This is a genomic window from Flavobacterium terrigena (assembly GCF_900108955.1).
Classification (GTDB): domain Bacteria; phylum Bacteroidota; class Bacteroidia; order Flavobacteriales; family Flavobacteriaceae; genus Flavobacterium; species Flavobacterium terrigena.
The window spans coordinates 82382-101232 of record NZ_FNYA01000008.1 but is presented as its reverse complement, the minus strand read 5'-3'; the positions used below and the strand labels follow the sequence as shown (position 1 = coordinate 101232).

Sequence of the window (18851 nt, the reverse complement as noted above, 5' to 3'; positions counted from 1 at the left end):
TGTTATGAATTCGAATTTAAAATTTCTTTAATATCTTCAGGTATTACCATAACTTTTAAAGGTGGTACATTTGCACCACCTGTATTACCTACTGGAATATGACCAACAAATGATTTTACACCACCTACCAATAATCGTGGAATTTGACCAATAATTTCTTTTGAACTTTTTATCTTAATACCAAATTGTAACATTTTCCAATGTACAAATGTGTGTTCATAAGGATATTTTTGCCCAATAATATGGGCACGCTCCAAATGATACCAAGCAGTTTGTAAATTATCTTGCTTTAAATTATCCTTAACGGCTTCTAACTCTTTTTGATAAAAAGGAATTAGTTTATTTGGCATTTTGATATTAAACTTCATACTTATGCTTTACAACAACCGTCTAAACTTTCATAAGCTTCTGGGTCAGCTTTTACTTCATCTGCATCATAACCCATTTTTGAAATAGCTTCTTTAATGGTTTGAAGGTTTGTTTTTTTTGAATTGTAATAGATTGTAAAAGTCATTGCTTTATCATCTAATTCATACATTTTTACTCCTTTAATTTTAAGCATTTCTGTTTTAAATTTTTGCCCACAAGTTTCACATTCTTTACAATGGTCGCAATGTAAAAAAGTTTTGATTACTGCTTTTTGTGTTGTTTTTTGAGCTGAAACAAAATTTGAAAAGAAAAATAATGACACAACTAATACGATTGATTTTAAAATTGAATTTTTCATGTTTTATTTTATTTTTAGATTAATGATTATGCCCTTCGTGGTTCTCTTTTGAATGGTCGTGTCCTTCGTGATTTTCCGCTTTGGCTTCAATTAATTCCATTTTGCAAACTGGACAAGTTCCTTTTTTGTCATATGTTTTTCCTTTTTCACAATCCATTGGACATTCGTAAGCTAATTTGTGAGCTTCTCCTTCTTTATGATTATGACCTTCGTGTTCTGTTGTAACTTCTGTTTTTTCATTTTTATTACAAGAAACTACACTTAATGTTGCAATGGCAAAAGCCAAAATTAAAACTGATTTTTTCATTTGTTATATTATTTAGATTAAAATTTATTAATGTGAATGACCACCACCGCCTTCACTTTTTAGTAAATGACTTTGTACATAATAAGCACCTTTTAAGACAATTTTTGCGTTTGACTCTATTTTTTGAAGTAATGTTACTTGCGTATATCCTAATTGTGTAGTTCCTGTTTTTACTTCAATACGTTGAAAATGGAAAGTTTTCCCTTCCGATTCTTCATGCTTGTCACCATCTTCGTGATTATGTCCTTCTTTTTCGTCGTGTGCTACTTCTTCTTTGTGACCTTCTTCTAAAACAAAAATAAACTCTCTACCATCTGCTTTAATTATTGCTTCCGAAGGTAAAGCTTTAACAGTATTTGCTCCTGCATCGATAAGTGCATTTACATACATTCCTGGTATTAATTTTTGTTGATTATTCGAAATGTCAGCGTGTACTGCAACTGATTTTGTTTCGTTTTCAAAAGATTTACCTACACTAAATATTTTACCCTTAATTTCAGTATTGTTTTGATTAGTTAGAATAAAACGTACATTTTGACCTTGTTTTACTTTGAATAAATCTTTTTCATACACTAATAAATCTACGTGCAATTTAGAATTATCAACTATATTCATTAAGGGTTTACCTGCTTCAACATTACTACCAATTTTAATATAAATTTCTGTAATATTTCCTGAAATTGGAGCAATAACAGGAACAGTAGCAGTAGTATTTCCATTACCACTAATGTGCAAAGTATTTAATTGTTTTTGCAATGAATTAAATCTAGCCCTTTCAATTTCATAATCTGATTTGGTTTTTTGAAAAACTTTTTTAGAATTCACTTCTTCATCACTTAATGTTTTTTGTCTTTCAAATTCTAATTTTAAATACTCTAAATTACTTTTTGAAGTTAAATAAGCTTCTTGAATTTTAGTAAACTCAGGACTTTCAATTGTTGCAATGGTTTGTCCTTTACTTACTCTCTGCCCTTCCATTACATTTATTGTTTTTACAATTCCTGTAGTGAAAACAGATACATCAGCTTGATTTTGTGGTGGTAACTTTGTATATCCATTAGCCTTAATTACTTCACTCAAATTTTTATCTGAAAAAGTACCTAATTCTATACTTGATGCTTTAAACTGAGCTTCATTTAATTCAACTTCTTTAATTGTTGTTGGCTCTTTTTCGTCCGAATGACTTTCTTCCGTATGAGTTTCACCATCTGTATGTACGTGTCCATCACCTTCAGTATGACGTAAAGAGAAATATAAAATAACAGCAAGAATTATCGCTCCTACTATTGATGCATATATTATATTCGATTTTTTCATTTTATTTTTTATTATTGATTGATACTGTATTGAATTGTAATTATAGTTTGATTATAATTATAAATCGCTTCGTTATAATTTAATTGAATTTGACTTGCTGTTTCTATACTTTGAACATATTCTACATAAGAAATATCGCCGTTTTGATACCCTTTTGTTGCATTTTTGATTATTAAGTTAGCATTTGGTAATGCTGTGTTTTTATAATAATCAATTAATGAACCATATGTGACCAATTGTTCTGATTGTTGTTCTAAATGGCTTTTAAATTGCTGATTTATATAGTCAGCATTTTTTTGTTCACGTTCAATATTTGTTTTTGCGGCTTTCGCTTTTGCAATATTGCTTCCTGCAAATAACGGAACTGCGATACCAATTGAAAATCCTTGAAATTGAGGTGAATTATTATAATAGGTTGATGTTCCGTTTACATCTTGATTACCAGTTATAGACTGCAAAAAATAACCAACTGAAAAATCTGGATATAATGCTGATTTTTCCACTTTGTGACTTGCTTGTGCTATTTGAACTTGCTGATTTGCTAATTGAACTATTGGGTTTTGTTTTACCATTGAACTATCAACTTTTGTCATAGCAGGATATGGTACAAATGAAGTATCTATTGCCATAAAATCAGTTTTTAGATCTAAAATTACTTTTAGCTTTGATTTTTCAATTGCAATTTGTGTTTTATTTTGCTTTATTTTTTGTTCTAATTCTTGTTGTTTTGCCAATGCAATTGTTTTTTCTAAAGCATTTGTTTCACCTGTTTGAAACTTTAAATTAGCAGACTTTACAAATTTTTGCATTACTACATTTTGCTTTTCTAAAACGGTATTTTGTTTTTCGTAAAACAATAAGGTATTCCAAGATTGACGAATTGAATAGGTTATTTCTTGTTTTGAAACACCTAATTTAGTTGCACTAGCATTACTATATTCTTTAAGCAAGGTTCTTTTAGCACTAATTTGAAAAGGATTAAAACTTTGACTGATACTAAAATTTTTATCTTGAGCTTGCGAATTTATTTGTCCGAAAGTACCCAACAATTCCGTTTTAGGAAGTTCAAATGCTGTTTTTTGCATCTGTGTTTGCATTTTTACTTCTAATTCTGAAGCTTGAATACTTTGATTGTTTTTTAATCCAATTTCAAGTGCTTGCTTTACATCAAGTTTTTGAGTTTCTTGTGCAGTTACAGTAAATGAACCTAGCAAAAAAGCTATTACTAAAGCCGAATTATTCATAGTTTTTCTTTTAATTTTTATTCCTTTTTCAAAATATAAATACAGAATTGGTAAAACTATTAATGTTAGTAAAGTAGCCGTTATTAATCCGCCAATTACAACAGTTGCTAATGGTTTTTGAACCTCTGCTCCTGCACTACTACTTATAGCCATTGGTAGAAATCCAAGAGAAGCTACAGCAGCTGTTAATATTACAGGTCTTAATCTTACTTTAGTTCCTTCTTTTATTCTGTCATATACATTATCCATACCTTGCTTTTTAAGTTCATTAAAATACCCGATTAAAACAATTCCATTTAATACTGCCACACCAAAAAGGGCAATAAATCCTACACCTGCTGAAATACTAAACGGCATATCTCGTAACCATAAAGCAACAATACCACCAATAGCAGATAATGGAATAGCTGTAAATATTAATAAAGATTGTTTGATTGATTTAAATGTGAAGTAAAGTAAAACTAAAATCAAACCTAAAGCTACTGGCACAGCAACAGAAAGTCGTTTGTTTGCTTCAACAAGATTTTCAAATTGTCCGCCATAAGTAGTATAATATCCTTCTGGTAATTTTAGTTTTTCATCTAATTTAGCTTGAATGGTTTCTACTACTGTTTTTACATCAGCACCACGAACATTGAAACCTACTACAATTCTACGTTTTCCGTTTTCACGAGAAATCTGCATTGGTCCATCTTCATAGTTTACATCTGCAATTTGTTCTAAAGGTATTTGATTGCCTGATGGCAAAGTCACAAATAAAGCTTTTAGATTTTCAATATCTTTTCTACTATCATTGTCTAATCTTACAACTAAATCGAAACGTTTTTCGCCTTCATAAACAACACCTGCTGTTTCGCCTGCAAAACCCATACGAACAACTCTGTTTAAGTCACCAATTTTTAAACCATATAAAGCTAATTTATCTTTATTATAACGAATTGTTATTTGTGGTAAACCTGCAACTCGTTCAGCTTTAGCATCAGAAACACCTTCAACACCATTAATTAACTTCACAACTTCTTCACCTTTGCTAACTAACATATCAATATCGTCACCAAAAATTTTAACAGCTACATCACTTCTTACACCAGTCATTAACTCATTAAAACGCATTTGAATAGGCTGAGAAAACTCTGTAAATGCACCTGGAATATCAGACAAAGCGTGTTCCATTTTTTCCATTAATTCTTCTTTCGTTTCTGCTGATGTCCATTCACTTTTATCTTTCAAGAGAATAATCATATCTCCAGCTTCAACAGGCATTGGGTCAGTAGGAATTTCAGCCGAACCGATTTTGGTTACAATCATTTTAATTTCTGGAAACTTTTCTCTTAAAATTTGTTCTGCTTTTGTAGTTGCTTCCACTTCTTGAGATAATGAACTACCTGAAGCTATGATTAAATGCGTTGCAATATCTCCTTCATCAAGTGTGGGAATAAATTCACCACCTAATGTATTAAATAAAAATAATGAACCAATGAATAAGGCAATAGCTACACCAATAATTGCTTCTTTAACTCGTAATGCTTTTTCTAAAATAGGTGTATAGAAATTGTAAATTGCATCTATTATTTTATCGCTAAAATTCTTTTTATGTCCTGTTTGTTTTTTTAATGCCAAAGCTGACATCATTGGCACATAAGTCAATGACAATATAAACGCCCCTAATATGGCAAATGAAACTGTTTGTGCCATTGGTCCAAACATTTTTCCTTCGATACCTACTAAAGCTAAAATAGGCAGATAAACAATTAAAATTATTATTTCTCCAAAAGCTGCACTACTTCTAATTTTTGATGATGCTTGATACACTTCATCATTCATCTGTTTAGTAGTTAGTTTACCTTTATTACTGACTTGGAGTCGGTGTATTATAGCCTCTACAATAATAACAGCACCATCTACAATTAATCCAAAATCAATTGCTCCTAAACTCATTAAATTACCACTAACCCCGAAAAGTTTCATCATTGAAATGGCAAATAATAAAGCCAATGGAATAACAGAAGCTACTACTAAACCTGCTCTCCAATTACCTAACAATAATACTAAAATGAAAATCACGATTAAAGCACCTTCAATAAGATTTGTTTGTACAGTGCTAATAGCTTTGTCAACTAAAACTGTTCTGTCCATAAACGCTTCAATTTCTACACCTTCAGGAAGTGATTTCTTGATTTGTTCCATTTTCTCTTTCACAACCGTAACAACTTCACCACTATTTTCACCTTTAAGCATCATTACCATTCCTGACACTTCTTCGCCTTTTCCATCTTTTGTAACTGCACCATATCTGATACTACTACCTATTTGAACATTTGCAACATCACGAATAAGAATAGGAATACCATTTTGATTTTTTACTACGATTTTATTAATGTCTTCTATACCATTAACCATACCCACTCCACGGATGAAATAAGCATAAGGTTTTTTATCTATGTAAGCACCACCTGTATTTTCATTGTTATTTTCTAACGCATCAAAAATTTCGGTAATTGTAGTATTCATACTTTTCAGTTTATCAGGCTGAACTGCAATTTCATATTGTTTTAGATTTCCACCAAGGGTATTCACTTCAGCAACACCTTTTGTTCCAATTAACTGAGGTTTTATAATCCAATCTTGGATGGTTCTTAAATCAGTTGCGTTATATTTTTCTTCAAATCCTTTTTTAGGAAAAACTACATATTGGTATATTTCACCTAAACCAGTACTAACTGGAGACATTTCGGGAGTTCCAACACCTTTTGGTATTGTATTTTCGGCTTCTTTTATTCTTTCTGTAATTTGAGCTCTTGCCCAATAAATATCTATTTCTTCTTTAAACACAACGGTTACAACACTTAATCCAAAACGACTTATTGAACGAAGCTCAACAATATCAGGAATTGACTTAACCGATTGCTCAATTGGATAAGTAATAAATTGCTCTACTTCTTGTGTTGCCAAAGTAGGCGAACTTGTAATAATTTGTACTTGATTATTTGTAATATCTGGTAATGCATCAATTGGTAAAGTATAAAGTGAATAACTACCAACGATAACTAATACTAGTGTGAAAAGCCCAATAATAAATTTATTATTGATACTAAAATGAATGATTTTATCTAACATTTTTATTGTATAATGAATTAATAAACAGAGAACTGTTTTTATTTTTTAAGTTGTTTAAAAGACACAACTTATTAACCCGAAATTACTCGGGCTTCATTATACTAATTGTGGGGGTTGCCAAATACTTCCGTAGAAATTTGAAAAAGAAGTTGACTTATAAAAAGAAATAGAAGATTTTATTTCTTGAAAATGCACTAAGAATTGAAAGGATTGAATTTCTAAAAACGTTAATGTTTGTTGACCACAACAATTACAAACACAAAAAGGAGAACATAGATCTGCTTCTTCATCGTGAGAATGATTGTGTTGCGGACTTGTATTAGAAGATTTCACTAAAACATCATTATGCTTATCTGCACAAGGATAGGCAGTAAGCATAATTATATATACTGATAATATGATGTTTAATATTTTCATTGATGTAAAAGTAGTATTTTTTTACAAAAAATAAAAATAATTATAATTCGTGTTTTTTATTTTAAAAATAAGTTGAAATTCCTAAACTATATCCATCCGTAATAGATGGTGGATTTCCAAAAATATCGGTTTGCTTCTGTAATCTATAATTCAAACGAATTACGGTCTGACTTGTTGGTCTGAAACTAATTGCTGGCATAATACTCCAAAGATGTTCACCAATATTACCATTTGTTTCATTAAATCTTCCAACATTCCAATCTACATATTCTAATCTACAAGCAATATTTAAACTCGCATTTTCCCAATCTAACATTTTTCGTTTTAAAACTGGCTGAACAATATCTAAAAAACCACCGTGTTGTTTGTTTCCAAATTGTTGTGTGTAGGTTTCAGGAACTTCTACGTTAATCCAAGCCCATTCACCAGTAATAAATGTTTTAATTTTTGGAAGTGTTGTGTTAAAGTCTATTGCATAAACATTAACACGTCTTGGAACATCAATAGTGATTCCGTCATCAGTAAATTTATTATAAATTCCACCCATATGAGAAAGTCCAATTTCTCCAATTTTACTATTTCTAACAGCAATTTTACCTGTAAAAAGTGGTTCACCACTATTTATTTCTTCAAACCGTTCTGGGTTTTCTTTAGCAGAAGGTAAAAACGTTTTTCCTTCAGTGTTATCAATTATGGAATTATCAAAACTTCCTGAAAAATAGGCTTCATAACCAAACATCCAATTTCCAGAATATTTTTTTCCAAATAATCCTGCACCAGAATTACTAAAAGTTCCTGGCAACATTTGCGTAGCAGAAATCGGTCGGTCAGTAAATTCCCATTTCGGACCATCGTGATTTTGGTTAAATGCTCCAATTGGATTGATGATAATTCCAGCCCTAAAATTTACTAAAGGATGAAATTCTACATCAACAGAAGCAAATTCAATAGCGATTTCTTTACCACCCTCTTCGTATTCTATTTCACTTAAAAACTTTATACGCTTACTAATTGCTGATGACATAAAAACAGACAACCTTCTCGCCTGAAATTGATGCCCTTCAGAAATTCCATCAGTAGTTAGTTTTTGCCAATTTGTTTCAAGATAACCACCAATTGCGATAGGTGTTTTGTTTATATTTAAAGATGGACGATTATACATCGCATCCATATTTAATAATTGCTTTACAGTGTCTTTTGGTATTCTTTTTAGTAATGAAGGGTCAATTTGAGCAAACAAATTTGATATAAATAAAAAAAGTATAAGGGTTAATCTTAATTTCATTTTAATGATATTTTTAAAATATTGTTTTCAATAGTTATGGGGAAGTTTCTTAAATCAGTGTTTGCTGGTCCGCTTTCTACAGTTCCAATGTTACTAAATTCACTGCCATGAGCAGCACATTGTAATTTATCTCCATACACTTGTAATTCTGCACCTTGATGTGTACATTTCATTAATAGAGCTTTGTATTCATTCTCATTAAATCTATAAACGCAAATAGGAAATTGTAATATTTCATTCTGAATTATGACATATTTTTTATATTCTGTTTTTCCGTTTGAAGTGGTTTCAAAATCGGAAATTGGAACTAAAATATCAGAACCTTTTATTTCTTTCGATAATACTTGTGAAGAGCTACAACTTTGCAATAAAGAAATACCCGTAATAGTTGCTAAACAACCAAAACCACATGTTTTTAGAAAATCTTTTCTGTTCATCTTATAACGATTTTAAAAATTTCAAAACTGCATTTTTCTCAGCCTGAGAAAGATTATTAAATGCTGTTCTACTATTTGTAGCTTCTCCACCATGCATAGAAATAGCTTCTTCTATACTATGTGCTCGACCATCATGCATTAAAAAATATTGACCACCTTGTGAGTTTTCTGAAAGTCCTAATCCCCATAATGCTGGAGTTTTCCATTCGTAAGTTTTAGCAATTCCTTCAGTATAACCATCATCTAAACCGCTTCCCATATTGTGTAATAATAAATCGGTATAAGGTGAAAAGTTTTTAAATGCTAAAGCAGTAATCGGTGAATATCCTGTAGTTAAATCCGATTTATGACAACCAACACAATTTACTTGGTTAAATAAATTTTTCCCATGAATTACTTCAGGGTCATTTTGGTTTCGTTGAACAGGTGCTTTTAAAGTTTTTAAATAAAACACTACATCATTAACTTTACTAGTAGTAATTTCAGGGTCAATTTCTTCTCCAGTATAAACATCAATAGGAAAATATAGTGATGTGATTCCCATATCTTGATTATATGCATTTACAGTTTGATGTAGTAAATTGAAAGCAGCAGCCTTTTTACCAAAACGCCCAATGTATTTTCCTCCTTGTGTAGCGGCACTTTGTGGGTCAATATAGCTTGGAAGTACAACCCAATTTGGAACACCAGAAATTCCATCACCATTTAAATCATCTGGGTCAGCCATTGCTAAAATATCAGCATCAGTTAAGTATTGTAAAAATCCTAAACCAGTATTGGCTGGTGGTGTAAATTTTGCAAATGTTGCTCCAAAAGGAATTTGTTCTGGAGTATATCCTGGCATTGCTCTGTTTTGTAATTGTGGTCCACCTTGGTTTAAAAACATATTACCTGTTTCGTCAATTTGTCCAAAACGAATTAAAGTAGTAAATGGATGCCCTTTTCCATCACCTGCATGACAACTGATACAGCTTGATGCTACAAAAACAGAACCTAAACCAGTATTGCCAGTAAAAACTTCAGCAAAGCCTTCATCACCTTTTAAAAATCGTGCTAATTCTTCATTTGATAAACCATCAACTGGTCCATCTAAAATTTCATCATCTGCTGGAATATCTACATAACTAGTCTCGCATGAGATTAGACTAAAACAGAAAACAAAAAATATAAATATTTTTTTCATATGTTATAAATATTATTTTTAGGCAAAACTAAAAAAATAATTTATTAAAAACTAAAATATTGATGTAATTTTGTAAAAAGACAAAATATGACTATTTCAGAAGAAAACTATTTAAAAATTATTTATCTCTTATCTGAAAATACTTCAAAGGAAATTAGCACAAATGCGATTGCTGATATGGTTAAAGCAAAAGCATCATCCGTAACAGATATGATAAAAAAATTAGCAAACAAAGAACTAATTAATTATGAAAAATATCAAGGAGTAACTTTAACCGAATTAGGTATATATAAAGCAAAAATAATAATACGAAGACAAAGACTATGGGAAACATTTTTAGTTGACAAACTTAATTTTAGTTGGGATGAAGTTCATGAAATTGCTGAAGAATTAGAACATATTAAGTCCGAAAAATTAATTAATCATTTAGATGCTTTTTTAAATTTCCCAAGATTAGATCCTCATGGAGATTCGATACCTAATCAGGATGGAATTATTTATGAGTCACAAAAAGTATTACTTTCAGAAGCAGATTTAAATAAAAAATATATTTGTGTTGGAGTTAAAGACACATCTTCTCATTTTCTTAAATTTTTGGATAACAAAAAGATTACTATAGGGACAATAATAGAAATTATTGAACGTGAAAACTATGATAATACTTTAATTATTAAAATTGAAAATACGACAACAACAATATCCAATAAAATAGCAAGTAATTTATATATCAATAATACTGACCCAAATCAATTGCTTATTACTAATTAATTTTGAAAACTAAATATTCACTTAAGAAAAAATTAAAGAATTAGTTTTTAAAACTTATATTAAAAAAGTACATAAACAAAATGCAGGAGAAATTATTGATGAAGAACTTTTTCTTCTAATTTAGAAATTTACGTTTTAGTTATAATGTTTTTACTTATTTGAACTACAAAAAGACATGCTTAAAAACATACATTTTAGCTGCTTTTTAACCATAGCCTATTTCACATCAATATTGTAAAAATCATAAATTTTAACATTAAAAGCTTTAGATAAAATTAAAGAAGTTTTTAATGTAATATTTGTTTTTCCTCTCTCAATTCTTGAAATACTTTGCTTGTCTAATTCACACAAGAACGCTAAGTCATTTTGAGACATATTCCTAGCAACCCTCAACTCCTTGACCTTTAAGCCTATTAGTTTTTGGTATAATTCTATTTCTTGTAAATCTATTGACATGATGTCAATATTAATTTTTATATTTGTCTTACAGGTAAACATATATGTTTACAATAGAAATCTAATCAACTATGAAGAATTTAATATTTATGCTTTTTTCAGTTTTTATCTATGGTCAGGATAGCATTACTGAAAAATATTATCAAGAAAGAGGGTATAGTATTCCTCCAAGAACAACACATATTGAACAACCAGCACCATCAAACACTAGTTACTTGAATCTAATTCCTAGAAATTCAAAAACTGAATCTATTGGTGGTAACAAACAATATCAAACTGAGAATAAAAGAAAGTTAATTAAGGACTCCATAAGAGCTGAAGCTATGAAATTATCTTTTGCTGATAAACAAAAAATAAAAGACAGTTCAGTAAAAGAAGTTCTAAATGGTATCAAAGATGAGAGACTAAATTTAACTGAGAATGAAAATACAAATAGTTCAACCAACTATTCTTTTGAAGAAAAAAATGATGAAAACAAAATATTATATGCGATAATAGTTATTCTTGTTTTATTATCTGCCTTTTTAATGTATAAATTCAAAATTAGTAGTCAAAAAAATAAGCTAAACGATTAACATTGAAATTATTAAGCTTGCATTTTTATTAAAATAATTTTTAGAATTTTCATAATATTTAACATATAATTTAAAATTATTACTGATATATAACTTTTTAATAATCAATTATTTATATTTGTTTATATATTATTATTTATGGAAATAGATTTACTAGAAAAAACAGTCAATGAATTAATGCACAAATTTGGAGCAGGAAACCACAAACCTGGTTCTGGAAGTGCTGCTGCTTTTCAAGGTATGGTTTCAGCAAAACTAATATCAACTGTTATAAGCTTAACTGGTGATGAAAAGAGAAGACATTTATATTCTCATTGCATTATTCAACTTTTAGAATATTTTGATGAAATTGAAAATAGAATTTATCCGAAATTAGCAGAATTATTTGTTAGCGATTCTATTCAATTTGACAAAACCATAAAATCAAGAATTGCTAGAGATAATGAAGAAGACGAGTTTATAAAAAATCAATTAAGACGACAAGCGCTTGAAGATTTAAAAATCTCAATTAATATACCTTTTGAAATCGCCTTGCTTTGTAAAGAATTAGCCGAAATTGCTTCGTATGTTTTTGATAATGGATTTAAGTCTGCAAGAGGTGATTCTCAAGTTGGTTTAAGCGGTTCGGTTTCAGCAATTTCAGGATGCATCGCAATTATCAGACTTAACGTACTTTCATTTAACAGTGATGAATATGAATACACCAAACATGTAGTAAATCAAGTTAACAAATTAGATGACGATTATAAAAAATTAAATCAACTTATTGATACTAAAGTAGAAGTACTAAAAGAAGAATTCAATAAGAAAATTCCTTTATTTGAAGGAGTGAATCAAATAATTAAAAAACACAAAGCAACATCGGGTTTTGAAATTGAAGATTGTGTTCGAGATTTACAAATATTAATATGGGAAAATAAACATTTGATTTGGAAAATTAATCCTCCAAAAAGTCATTTAGAAATTTTACAACCTGATGTAATCTTTAAAAAAGTTTTGGGCTACGATTATATATCGTCATCAAGTTATGGAGTTCACACTGATAATGATAATTCTTTAGAAGTAGCTGGAATAATTGACCAACCCAATAAAATCGTTGCTATCTCAAACATTTATCCTGATAATGTCAAAAAATTTACAGCTGCTCATGAATTAGGTCATGCAATTCTACATAAACAATCTATTTTACACAGAGATATACCTTCAGATTTTATTGAAACAAAAGGAAAGCGTGATAAAGTAGAATTCGAAGCCGATAAATTTGCAACTTACTTTTTAATGCCTACAAAGTGGGTTAATATAGAATTTGAATCAAGATTCGGAAAAGATATTTTTATAATAGATGAAGATTCTTCATTCAAATTTGGTGGTCGTAGAGTAAGTGATTTAACAACAGAATGTAAAGACCTTAGAGGTTTATCAAGAAAATTATCCTCATCTGAAAGTTTTGATGGAAAACACTTTAACTCTTTATCAAAAACTTTCAACGTTTCAATTGAAGCAATGGCTATAAGACTTGAAGAACTTAATCTATTAAAATTTTAACAAAATTGTTAGTTAATAGAACTCAATAAACTTCAATTATTATTAAGAAACAAATTTAAAGTATAGATTAAATATTAATAAAACATTATAGTTGTTTTGATTAAAAATAAATCAAAACAACTATAATAATGATTCATTTAACAATCCATTATCTCTAAGTTCTGTATAAGTACTTTTTAGCTCAGAATTAAGTTGTATTATGTATTCTTTACAAATATGAAAATACAAATCTTCTTTATCATCCGTTAATTCAAATTCAAATTCTCCATTTTTTAAATGTAACAAAAGTTTATTAAAAACTGATTTGACCTCATTAGGTTTATCATCAGTTAGAACAATATTTAATTCATCTGTACCAACTAATAGTTTTAATGTTGCTTCCGCAGTATTTCTTTCAATTATTGCTTTATGTATTTCCATAGATTTTTCCTCTTTCTCCGAAAGCAGATTTACCACCCTCTAATGTTTTCATACTAATTAATTTCCAATCTAAATTTGGTTTTAAGCTAGAATTACAAATTAAGCTATTTGTAAATGGATTTCCTGAATAAGTGTAATATCCATTAATATCATGTTCACGATAAATTGAATTATATGGCAATGTTCTAACAGCGATATTTGCATCGTGTGTTGCTATAATTACTTTTTTTCCGCTTTTTGCTTTTTCCTTTAATAAAGGCACTATTACTTCACTAATATAGTCATTACCTAAACTTTTTTCAGGCTCATCAATTAAATAAATTTCTTTATCAATCATCAGCTCATTATGTAATAAAACCATAGAAGATTCACCATTTGATGGTGTGTACACTCTACCATCTAAAGTAAAATGTTTATAAAATAGTATTAAATCTGATACTGAAGTTACAGTTTCTGCCCCTTCAATTTTTTTAAGCTCATCAATTTTTTCAAATAATGTATTTTCATAAATGTGTTTTGAAATAGATTCAATTTGCCCAGCAACTGATTTCTGTGGAGTTTTTGTTTTACATTGGATATGCTTGTAATCAGAATCTGAAATTATACCATTTTGAATTTGTAAATTAGTTTGACAAAACATTATTCCTTTTTCACCCAAGTTTCCAACTTCATCAACTATAGGTTCAATTGATTTTAAAATATTTTCTCTTATTTTTTTTACATCTTTTTCTATTGCTATCCTATTACTAGAGTATTCGTAAAAGCCAGTACTAGTTGGTTTTTCAGGCTGACCAGTCTTTTTTGATATTTCAGAAACAAATACTTGTACTAATTTATTAAAAAAACTAATGCTTTTAAAATCAATAAAACGCTTATCAGATTCTAAATTTATTTTTTCTAATATTCTTGTAATAACATTATCTAATTCTAATAAAAGTTCCTCATCAACAATTTCTTTTAGTTTTACATCTTCATTATAATACCTTTTAAATTCACTAAACTTATTAATATTACCTTTTACATCTTCAAAACTTCTTTTTGAAGAGTTTTCATCTAGAAGTGTAAAATGATTTATTTTAATACTTTGTGATATCTTATTTTTAGCTTCAGCTGAATAATATCTCAAATAATTTGACAAACTTGTTACTCCTTTTTCAGAAGCGCTTCTAAGTGCTGAAAATTCGTTTGTACAATTTTCAATTCCTAAATTCTCAACATCAATTGATAATTGATTTCCTTTTAAATCAAAAACATCTTCAAGTCTTTTAGAATTTGACTCATAAACTTCTGTTTTAAATCCTTTCCCATTATAATAAGTTGAAAGTTCTTTTAAAATATCGGTTTTCCCTGTACCTTTTGAACCAAAAATTATATTAATATCATTATATATATCAACCTCTATTAGTTCTGCAATTCCAAAAGGATTAATTTGTATAGATTCTTTTGTTTTTTGGTCAAGAATTGTCTTGATTGTAGCTTCATCTTTATCTAATAATAAACAAAATTGTTCGAAGCTTTCAACTGGCAATCTTAATTCAGGTAAGTTTTTAGAGTCTTGAATGTAGTTGTCCCAATTTTGAACATCAGAACCATGAATAGAATTATGACCATGATTTACATAAATACCAGCAGACACTGAGTTTGAAGCTTCTTTTAAAACTCTTTTATTATTAGAAACTAAACTTATAAGTTTATCAATATCTTTATCTATTAAGTCAGGTTTTTTTGAATGATAATGAGCTATATAAATTGGGTCTAAATCATCAAAATTACTAACAACTTCATCAATACTTATAGTAAACAAATCTGCTGAAGTAGTCCCAATTAATTCATTAATTTTATTACTAAATTCTTGAGAGTTTTTCGGGTTAACTATAACAATTAAATGTGCCCTACGTTCATCTTCAATTATATCAAACTCTACACCTGGCCAAATATGACAAATTCCATCAACATTATTTTTGAATTGAATATATTGTAAATGGTCAAAGTGATTATGATTTGTTATTGCTAAAATTTTTACGTCTGTTTCTTTGATAATATCAGTAAATTTATCAACACTAACATTACGATTTAAAGAATCACCTTGTTTTACTTTTTTTGTATGTGTATGAATATCAATTTTCATTCTGAATTACAAAGTTATTTCTTGTTATAATATTTTCCTTAGTTAGTAAATATAGCCAAATAATTTACAACTTATTATATTTTTATTGAATTTACTTCACTTAATCAAGAAGAGTACAATTTAAGTAATCTCTCCCATCATTTTCAATTATCTTCCAAAAGATTGGCAACTATTTTTATTTATATCAAGTTAGCAATAAAACAATTCAATTATTCAACAGACAACTTAGGCGAATATCCAAATAATTCTGATGTAATATCCATAATAACTTTCTGAACAATATTAGCATGTTCAGGTAAAGTCATAATCGAATCATGAATTGTCAACATAAAAACATGTGGATAATGCTTACTAATAAATTTTGTTACCCTATTTAATATTGTATCAGATTCAATATTTTGAAGTAAAAGAGCTAAACTTGTATAATCTATTTCCTTTATTTTCATTAACACATTGCTAATAGTTGGAAATTTTTCATAAAACCAATCTTTTTCCTTAGAATTTGTATCATTACTTGAGAATAGCAATTCAAAAGTTATAGGCTTCATAAGCTCCTTAGGATTGTCGTAAATTTCATAAATCATTCGTTTTCTTTTTACATCAAACTTTCTTTTCTCATATAATTTATTAAACCCCTTTTCAATTATTAATTCCTGACCAAGTACTTGATAAAAAACACCATTGACAGCTAAATCAACAAAACGTTGTAACTCAATCATATCAAGTGTTTCAGGCAATTCGTGCAAGATTATATTAACATTAGTATTTCTTATCTCATTTACTTTCTTATGTTTTATTGATAATAATAACATAGCCAGAAAATAAATTTGAGAATTTTTCAAATCTATATTAACCAATTTTTTGCTTTTATAATATAAAAATTGCCTTAGAACACTTTTTAAATTTGTTATATTAGTATGAAGACGTTTATCCGTAGCTTGACGGCAGATAAATCTAATATTTTTATATCTAATTGCATTTACAGATTGAATGAAATTTAATTTAATACAAGGTTTTGCATTAAGTTCTTGTATTTTATTGATTGCATTTTCATAATCAATAGTAAAATCTTCATGCTTTAACCAGTTATACAAATTCTTGTAATTTTGTTTTGCAGAAGGCATTATATTGCTACTCATTTTATTAGTCAATTTATAATCATAAATATCAACTTCTTCACACAAAGAAGCATCTGATTCTGACACAATAATTTTGTATTTATTACAAGAATTGAGTTTAGTTGAATAATTTTTACGCACTAATAAATTAAAATTTATTAGTATGTCTAAGTATTTATTATAATCCCTAAAAGTCAATTTTCTAAACAATACTGAGCAAACTGATATATAACCATCTTCATCAATATTATCTTTTGAAATATTGGTTAATTGATAGATAATAATTTGTGCTTTTTCAACATTAAATTTGAAGTTTTTTTCATTTTTTTTGATTTCTAATATTTGTTCATTCAAATATCTATTTATATATATTTTCATACTTTATTACTTTAAAATTAGACAATAAAAATCCTACCCCTACAAATAGGGAATTTTTTTTTCTTAATAAATGTGTTGATTAAGTCAATTACTAATTAGTGTAAGACGACACTAAAATTGACATTAGATAAGTTTATGCAATATTCTTTAAATACCTTTCAATAGTAATTCTCTTATATCTTGGAGACCGTCCAACATAAGTATCAGGCATTAATACACCTTTGACTCTCCAAGAATTGAGAGTAGGCATCTTAATTTTAAGAAGCTCACATACTTCTTTTTTGAAGAGTAAATCCTCATCGTTTTTATTCTCAATAAATTCTTCCTGACTTATTGAAATAGTTTTTACTAAACAATTAGATTCCTCTAATTTTGATAATAATTTTCCTGCTACCTTATCAGCAAAATATTCTAAAAGCTGATTCACAAAATGATTTGTGTTTGGGTTTTTAATTTGAATTTCATCCATAAGTTTTCTTTTTAGTTATAGTGCTAAATTACGAAATGCAATATGGATACAATTAACTTTTTTAGAACAAATGAGGGGTTATTTGATGGATAATTATACATAATACATTGATTTTTAATTTATTATGCAAGTCATTAAAATATATCAAAACTTCGAATTTTGAAATTTTATTACTATTTTTTCAATTTTTTCAAAGTATTTTTCAGCATCAATTTTCTTAGGATCTCTTAAACTATTTATTTGAATTCCATCTAAAGTAAAAGCATTTTTAGCAATTATGTATGGATTAATATTTAATATACAATCATACTTTTTTAGTGTTTTGATGAATAACCCCAAATCACCTTTAGTACCTGTCCAGTTAATTTTTTTATTTATTTCATAACCTCTAAAAACATTATAAAAAATAACAGAAGGTTGCTTTTTATCTATTAGACGAAATTGAATTAAATCATTTCTTAATTTGACAGTATTATCATACCCTATACTTTTGTTTAATATAAATTTTGTAGTTGAAATATTTTTCAATCTATTAAAATTTGGCTCAGGTTTTAAATTTAAATCCCTCTTTTTTTTATTTAATTTGTTTTTAACTGCTTTTAAAAGATTATAATTCAATGTAATATATTTAAAATATATTTGAGACTTTAAATTATTCTTTTTAATATTTTGTTTTAGTGAGTTAAACAAACTGTTGAACTCTTCGAATTCTTCAATTGTGACTATGCTATCAAAAAGTTTATTGATTTTAAATATTTTGTCTTCTATATAATTATTAAATTCATCTTCAAAGCCATCATAATTTATTTGATTTTGAATTTCTACAGAAATATTATTTAGTGACATGATTTTAATTTCCCTAAAATATGTTTGATTAAAAAAAATAAATCTTTCAAATGACATATCGCAATCAATTTTGAACACATTAAAACAATATTGATTTTTAAACTCTTTATCCAT

At 28.1% G+C, this 18851-nt stretch carries 18 protein-coding genes; 3 read left to right on the top strand and 15 right to left on the bottom strand.

Annotated features, from left to right (window positions below):
- Nucleotides 1-2 precede the first annotated feature (2 nt).
- The 9 genes from BMX42_RS12875 to BMX42_RS12835 all read right to left on the bottom strand — a co-directional run bounded on the left by BMX42_RS12875 (nucleotide 3) and on the right by BMX42_RS12835 (nucleotide 10034).
- Nucleotides 3-368 carry a DUF3703 domain-containing protein gene (locus BMX42_RS12875; RefSeq protein ID WP_091315188.1) on the bottom strand — a complete coding sequence of 122 codons (366 nt, stop codon included), beginning with the start codon at nucleotides 366-368 and terminating at the stop codon, nucleotides 3-5.
- A 2-nt stretch (nucleotides 369-370) separates the two neighbouring features.
- Nucleotides 371-727: a heavy-metal-associated domain-containing protein gene (locus tag BMX42_RS12870; RefSeq protein WP_091315185.1), complete on the bottom strand. Its 357-nt coding sequence runs from the start codon at nucleotides 725-727 to the stop codon at nucleotides 371-373.
- A gap of 19 nt (nucleotides 728-746) precedes the next feature.
- The gene (locus BMX42_RS12865) at nucleotides 747-1034 is read right to left on the bottom strand and encodes a heavy metal-binding domain-containing protein (protein ID WP_091315181.1); all 288 of its coding nucleotides are present in this window, start codon (nucleotides 1032-1034) and stop codon (nucleotides 747-749) included.
- A 27-nt stretch (nucleotides 1035-1061) separates the two neighbouring features.
- A complete protein-coding gene (locus BMX42_RS12860; RefSeq protein ID WP_091315178.1) occupies nucleotides 1062-2351 on the bottom strand; it encodes an efflux RND transporter periplasmic adaptor subunit in 1290 nt (429 codons plus the stop codon).
- 11 nt (nucleotides 2352-2362) lie between these two features.
- Nucleotides 2363-6712: a CusA/CzcA family heavy metal efflux RND transporter gene (locus BMX42_RS12855; protein ID WP_091315174.1), complete on the bottom strand. Its 4350-nt coding sequence runs from the start codon at nucleotides 6710-6712 to the stop codon at nucleotides 2363-2365.
- A gap of 96 nt (nucleotides 6713-6808) precedes the next feature.
- Nucleotides 6809-7129 carry a DUF6660 family protein gene (locus tag BMX42_RS12850; RefSeq protein WP_091315170.1) on the bottom strand — a complete coding sequence of 107 codons (321 nt, stop codon included), beginning with the start codon at nucleotides 7127-7129 and terminating at the stop codon, nucleotides 6809-6811.
- Nucleotides 7130-7190: 61 nt separating this feature from the next.
- A complete protein-coding gene (locus tag BMX42_RS12845) occupies nucleotides 7191-8414 on the bottom strand; it encodes a hypothetical protein (protein ID WP_091315167.1) in 1224 nt (407 codons plus the stop codon).
- Nucleotides 8411-8851 (bottom strand): Rieske (2Fe-2S) protein, encoded by a 441-nt coding sequence (locus BMX42_RS12840; RefSeq protein ID WP_091315164.1) that lies wholly within the window; start codon nucleotides 8849-8851, stop codon nucleotides 8411-8413. Before BMX42_RS12840 ends, BMX42_RS12845 begins: the two co-directional genes overlap by 4 nt.
- Nucleotide 8852: 1 nt before the next feature.
- Nucleotides 8853-10034 (bottom strand): di-heme oxidoredictase family protein, encoded by a 1182-nt coding sequence (locus BMX42_RS12835; protein ID WP_091315161.1) that lies wholly within the window; start codon nucleotides 10032-10034, stop codon nucleotides 8853-8855.
- Nucleotides 10035-10121: 87 nt separating this feature from the next.
- Here BMX42_RS12835 and BMX42_RS12830 point away from each other — a divergent pair, with 87 nt between their 5' ends.
- Nucleotides 10122-10802: a metal-dependent transcriptional regulator gene (locus BMX42_RS12830; RefSeq protein ID WP_091315158.1), complete on the top strand. Its 681-nt coding sequence runs from the start codon at nucleotides 10122-10124 to the stop codon at nucleotides 10800-10802.
- A 216-nt stretch (nucleotides 10803-11018) separates the two neighbouring features.
- On the opposite strand, the gene BMX42_RS12825 is transcribed toward BMX42_RS12830, so the two are convergent.
- Nucleotides 11019-11258: a helix-turn-helix transcriptional regulator gene (locus tag BMX42_RS12825; protein ID WP_091315155.1), complete on the bottom strand. Its 240-nt coding sequence runs from the start codon at nucleotides 11256-11258 to the stop codon at nucleotides 11019-11021.
- A gap of 71 nt (nucleotides 11259-11329) precedes the next feature.
- On the opposite strand from BMX42_RS12825, the gene BMX42_RS12820 reads away from it, so the two are divergent.
- Both BMX42_RS12820 and BMX42_RS12815 read left to right on the top strand, forming a co-directional pair.
- The gene (locus BMX42_RS12820) at nucleotides 11330-11833 is read left to right on the top strand and encodes a hypothetical protein (protein WP_091315151.1); all 504 of its coding nucleotides are present in this window, start codon (nucleotides 11330-11332) and stop codon (nucleotides 11831-11833) included.
- 138 nt (nucleotides 11834-11971) lie between these two features.
- Nucleotides 11972-13378: a cyclodeaminase/cyclohydrolase family protein gene (locus BMX42_RS12815; RefSeq protein ID WP_091315144.1), complete on the top strand. Its 1407-nt coding sequence runs from the start codon at nucleotides 11972-11974 to the stop codon at nucleotides 13376-13378.
- A 120-nt stretch (nucleotides 13379-13498) separates the two neighbouring features.
- On the opposite strand, the gene BMX42_RS12810 is transcribed toward BMX42_RS12815, so the two are convergent.
- From BMX42_RS12810 to BMX42_RS12790, 5 genes are all read right to left on the bottom strand, one after another.
- The gene (locus tag BMX42_RS12810) at nucleotides 13499-13798 is read right to left on the bottom strand and encodes a hypothetical protein (protein ID WP_091315139.1); all 300 of its coding nucleotides are present in this window, start codon (nucleotides 13796-13798) and stop codon (nucleotides 13499-13501) included.
- Nucleotides 13785-15926 (bottom strand): hypothetical protein, encoded by a 2142-nt coding sequence (locus BMX42_RS12805; RefSeq protein WP_091315136.1) that lies wholly within the window; start codon nucleotides 15924-15926, stop codon nucleotides 13785-13787. Before BMX42_RS12805 ends, BMX42_RS12810 begins: the two co-directional genes overlap by 14 nt.
- Before the next feature lie 209 nt (nucleotides 15927-16135).
- Nucleotides 16136-17422, bottom strand: a complete 1287-nt coding sequence (locus BMX42_RS12800) for a hypothetical protein (RefSeq protein ID WP_091315133.1) — start codon at nucleotides 17420-17422, stop codon at nucleotides 16136-16138.
- 133 nt (nucleotides 17423-17555) lie between these two features.
- Entirely contained in the window at nucleotides 17556-17891 is a 336-nt protein-coding gene (locus BMX42_RS12795) for a MerR family transcriptional regulator (RefSeq protein WP_091315130.1), read from the bottom strand.
- Nucleotides 17892-18035: 144 nt separating this feature from the next.
- The gene (locus tag BMX42_RS12790) at nucleotides 18036-18851 is read right to left on the bottom strand and encodes a hypothetical protein (protein WP_091315127.1); all 816 of its coding nucleotides are present in this window, start codon (nucleotides 18849-18851) and stop codon (nucleotides 18036-18038) included.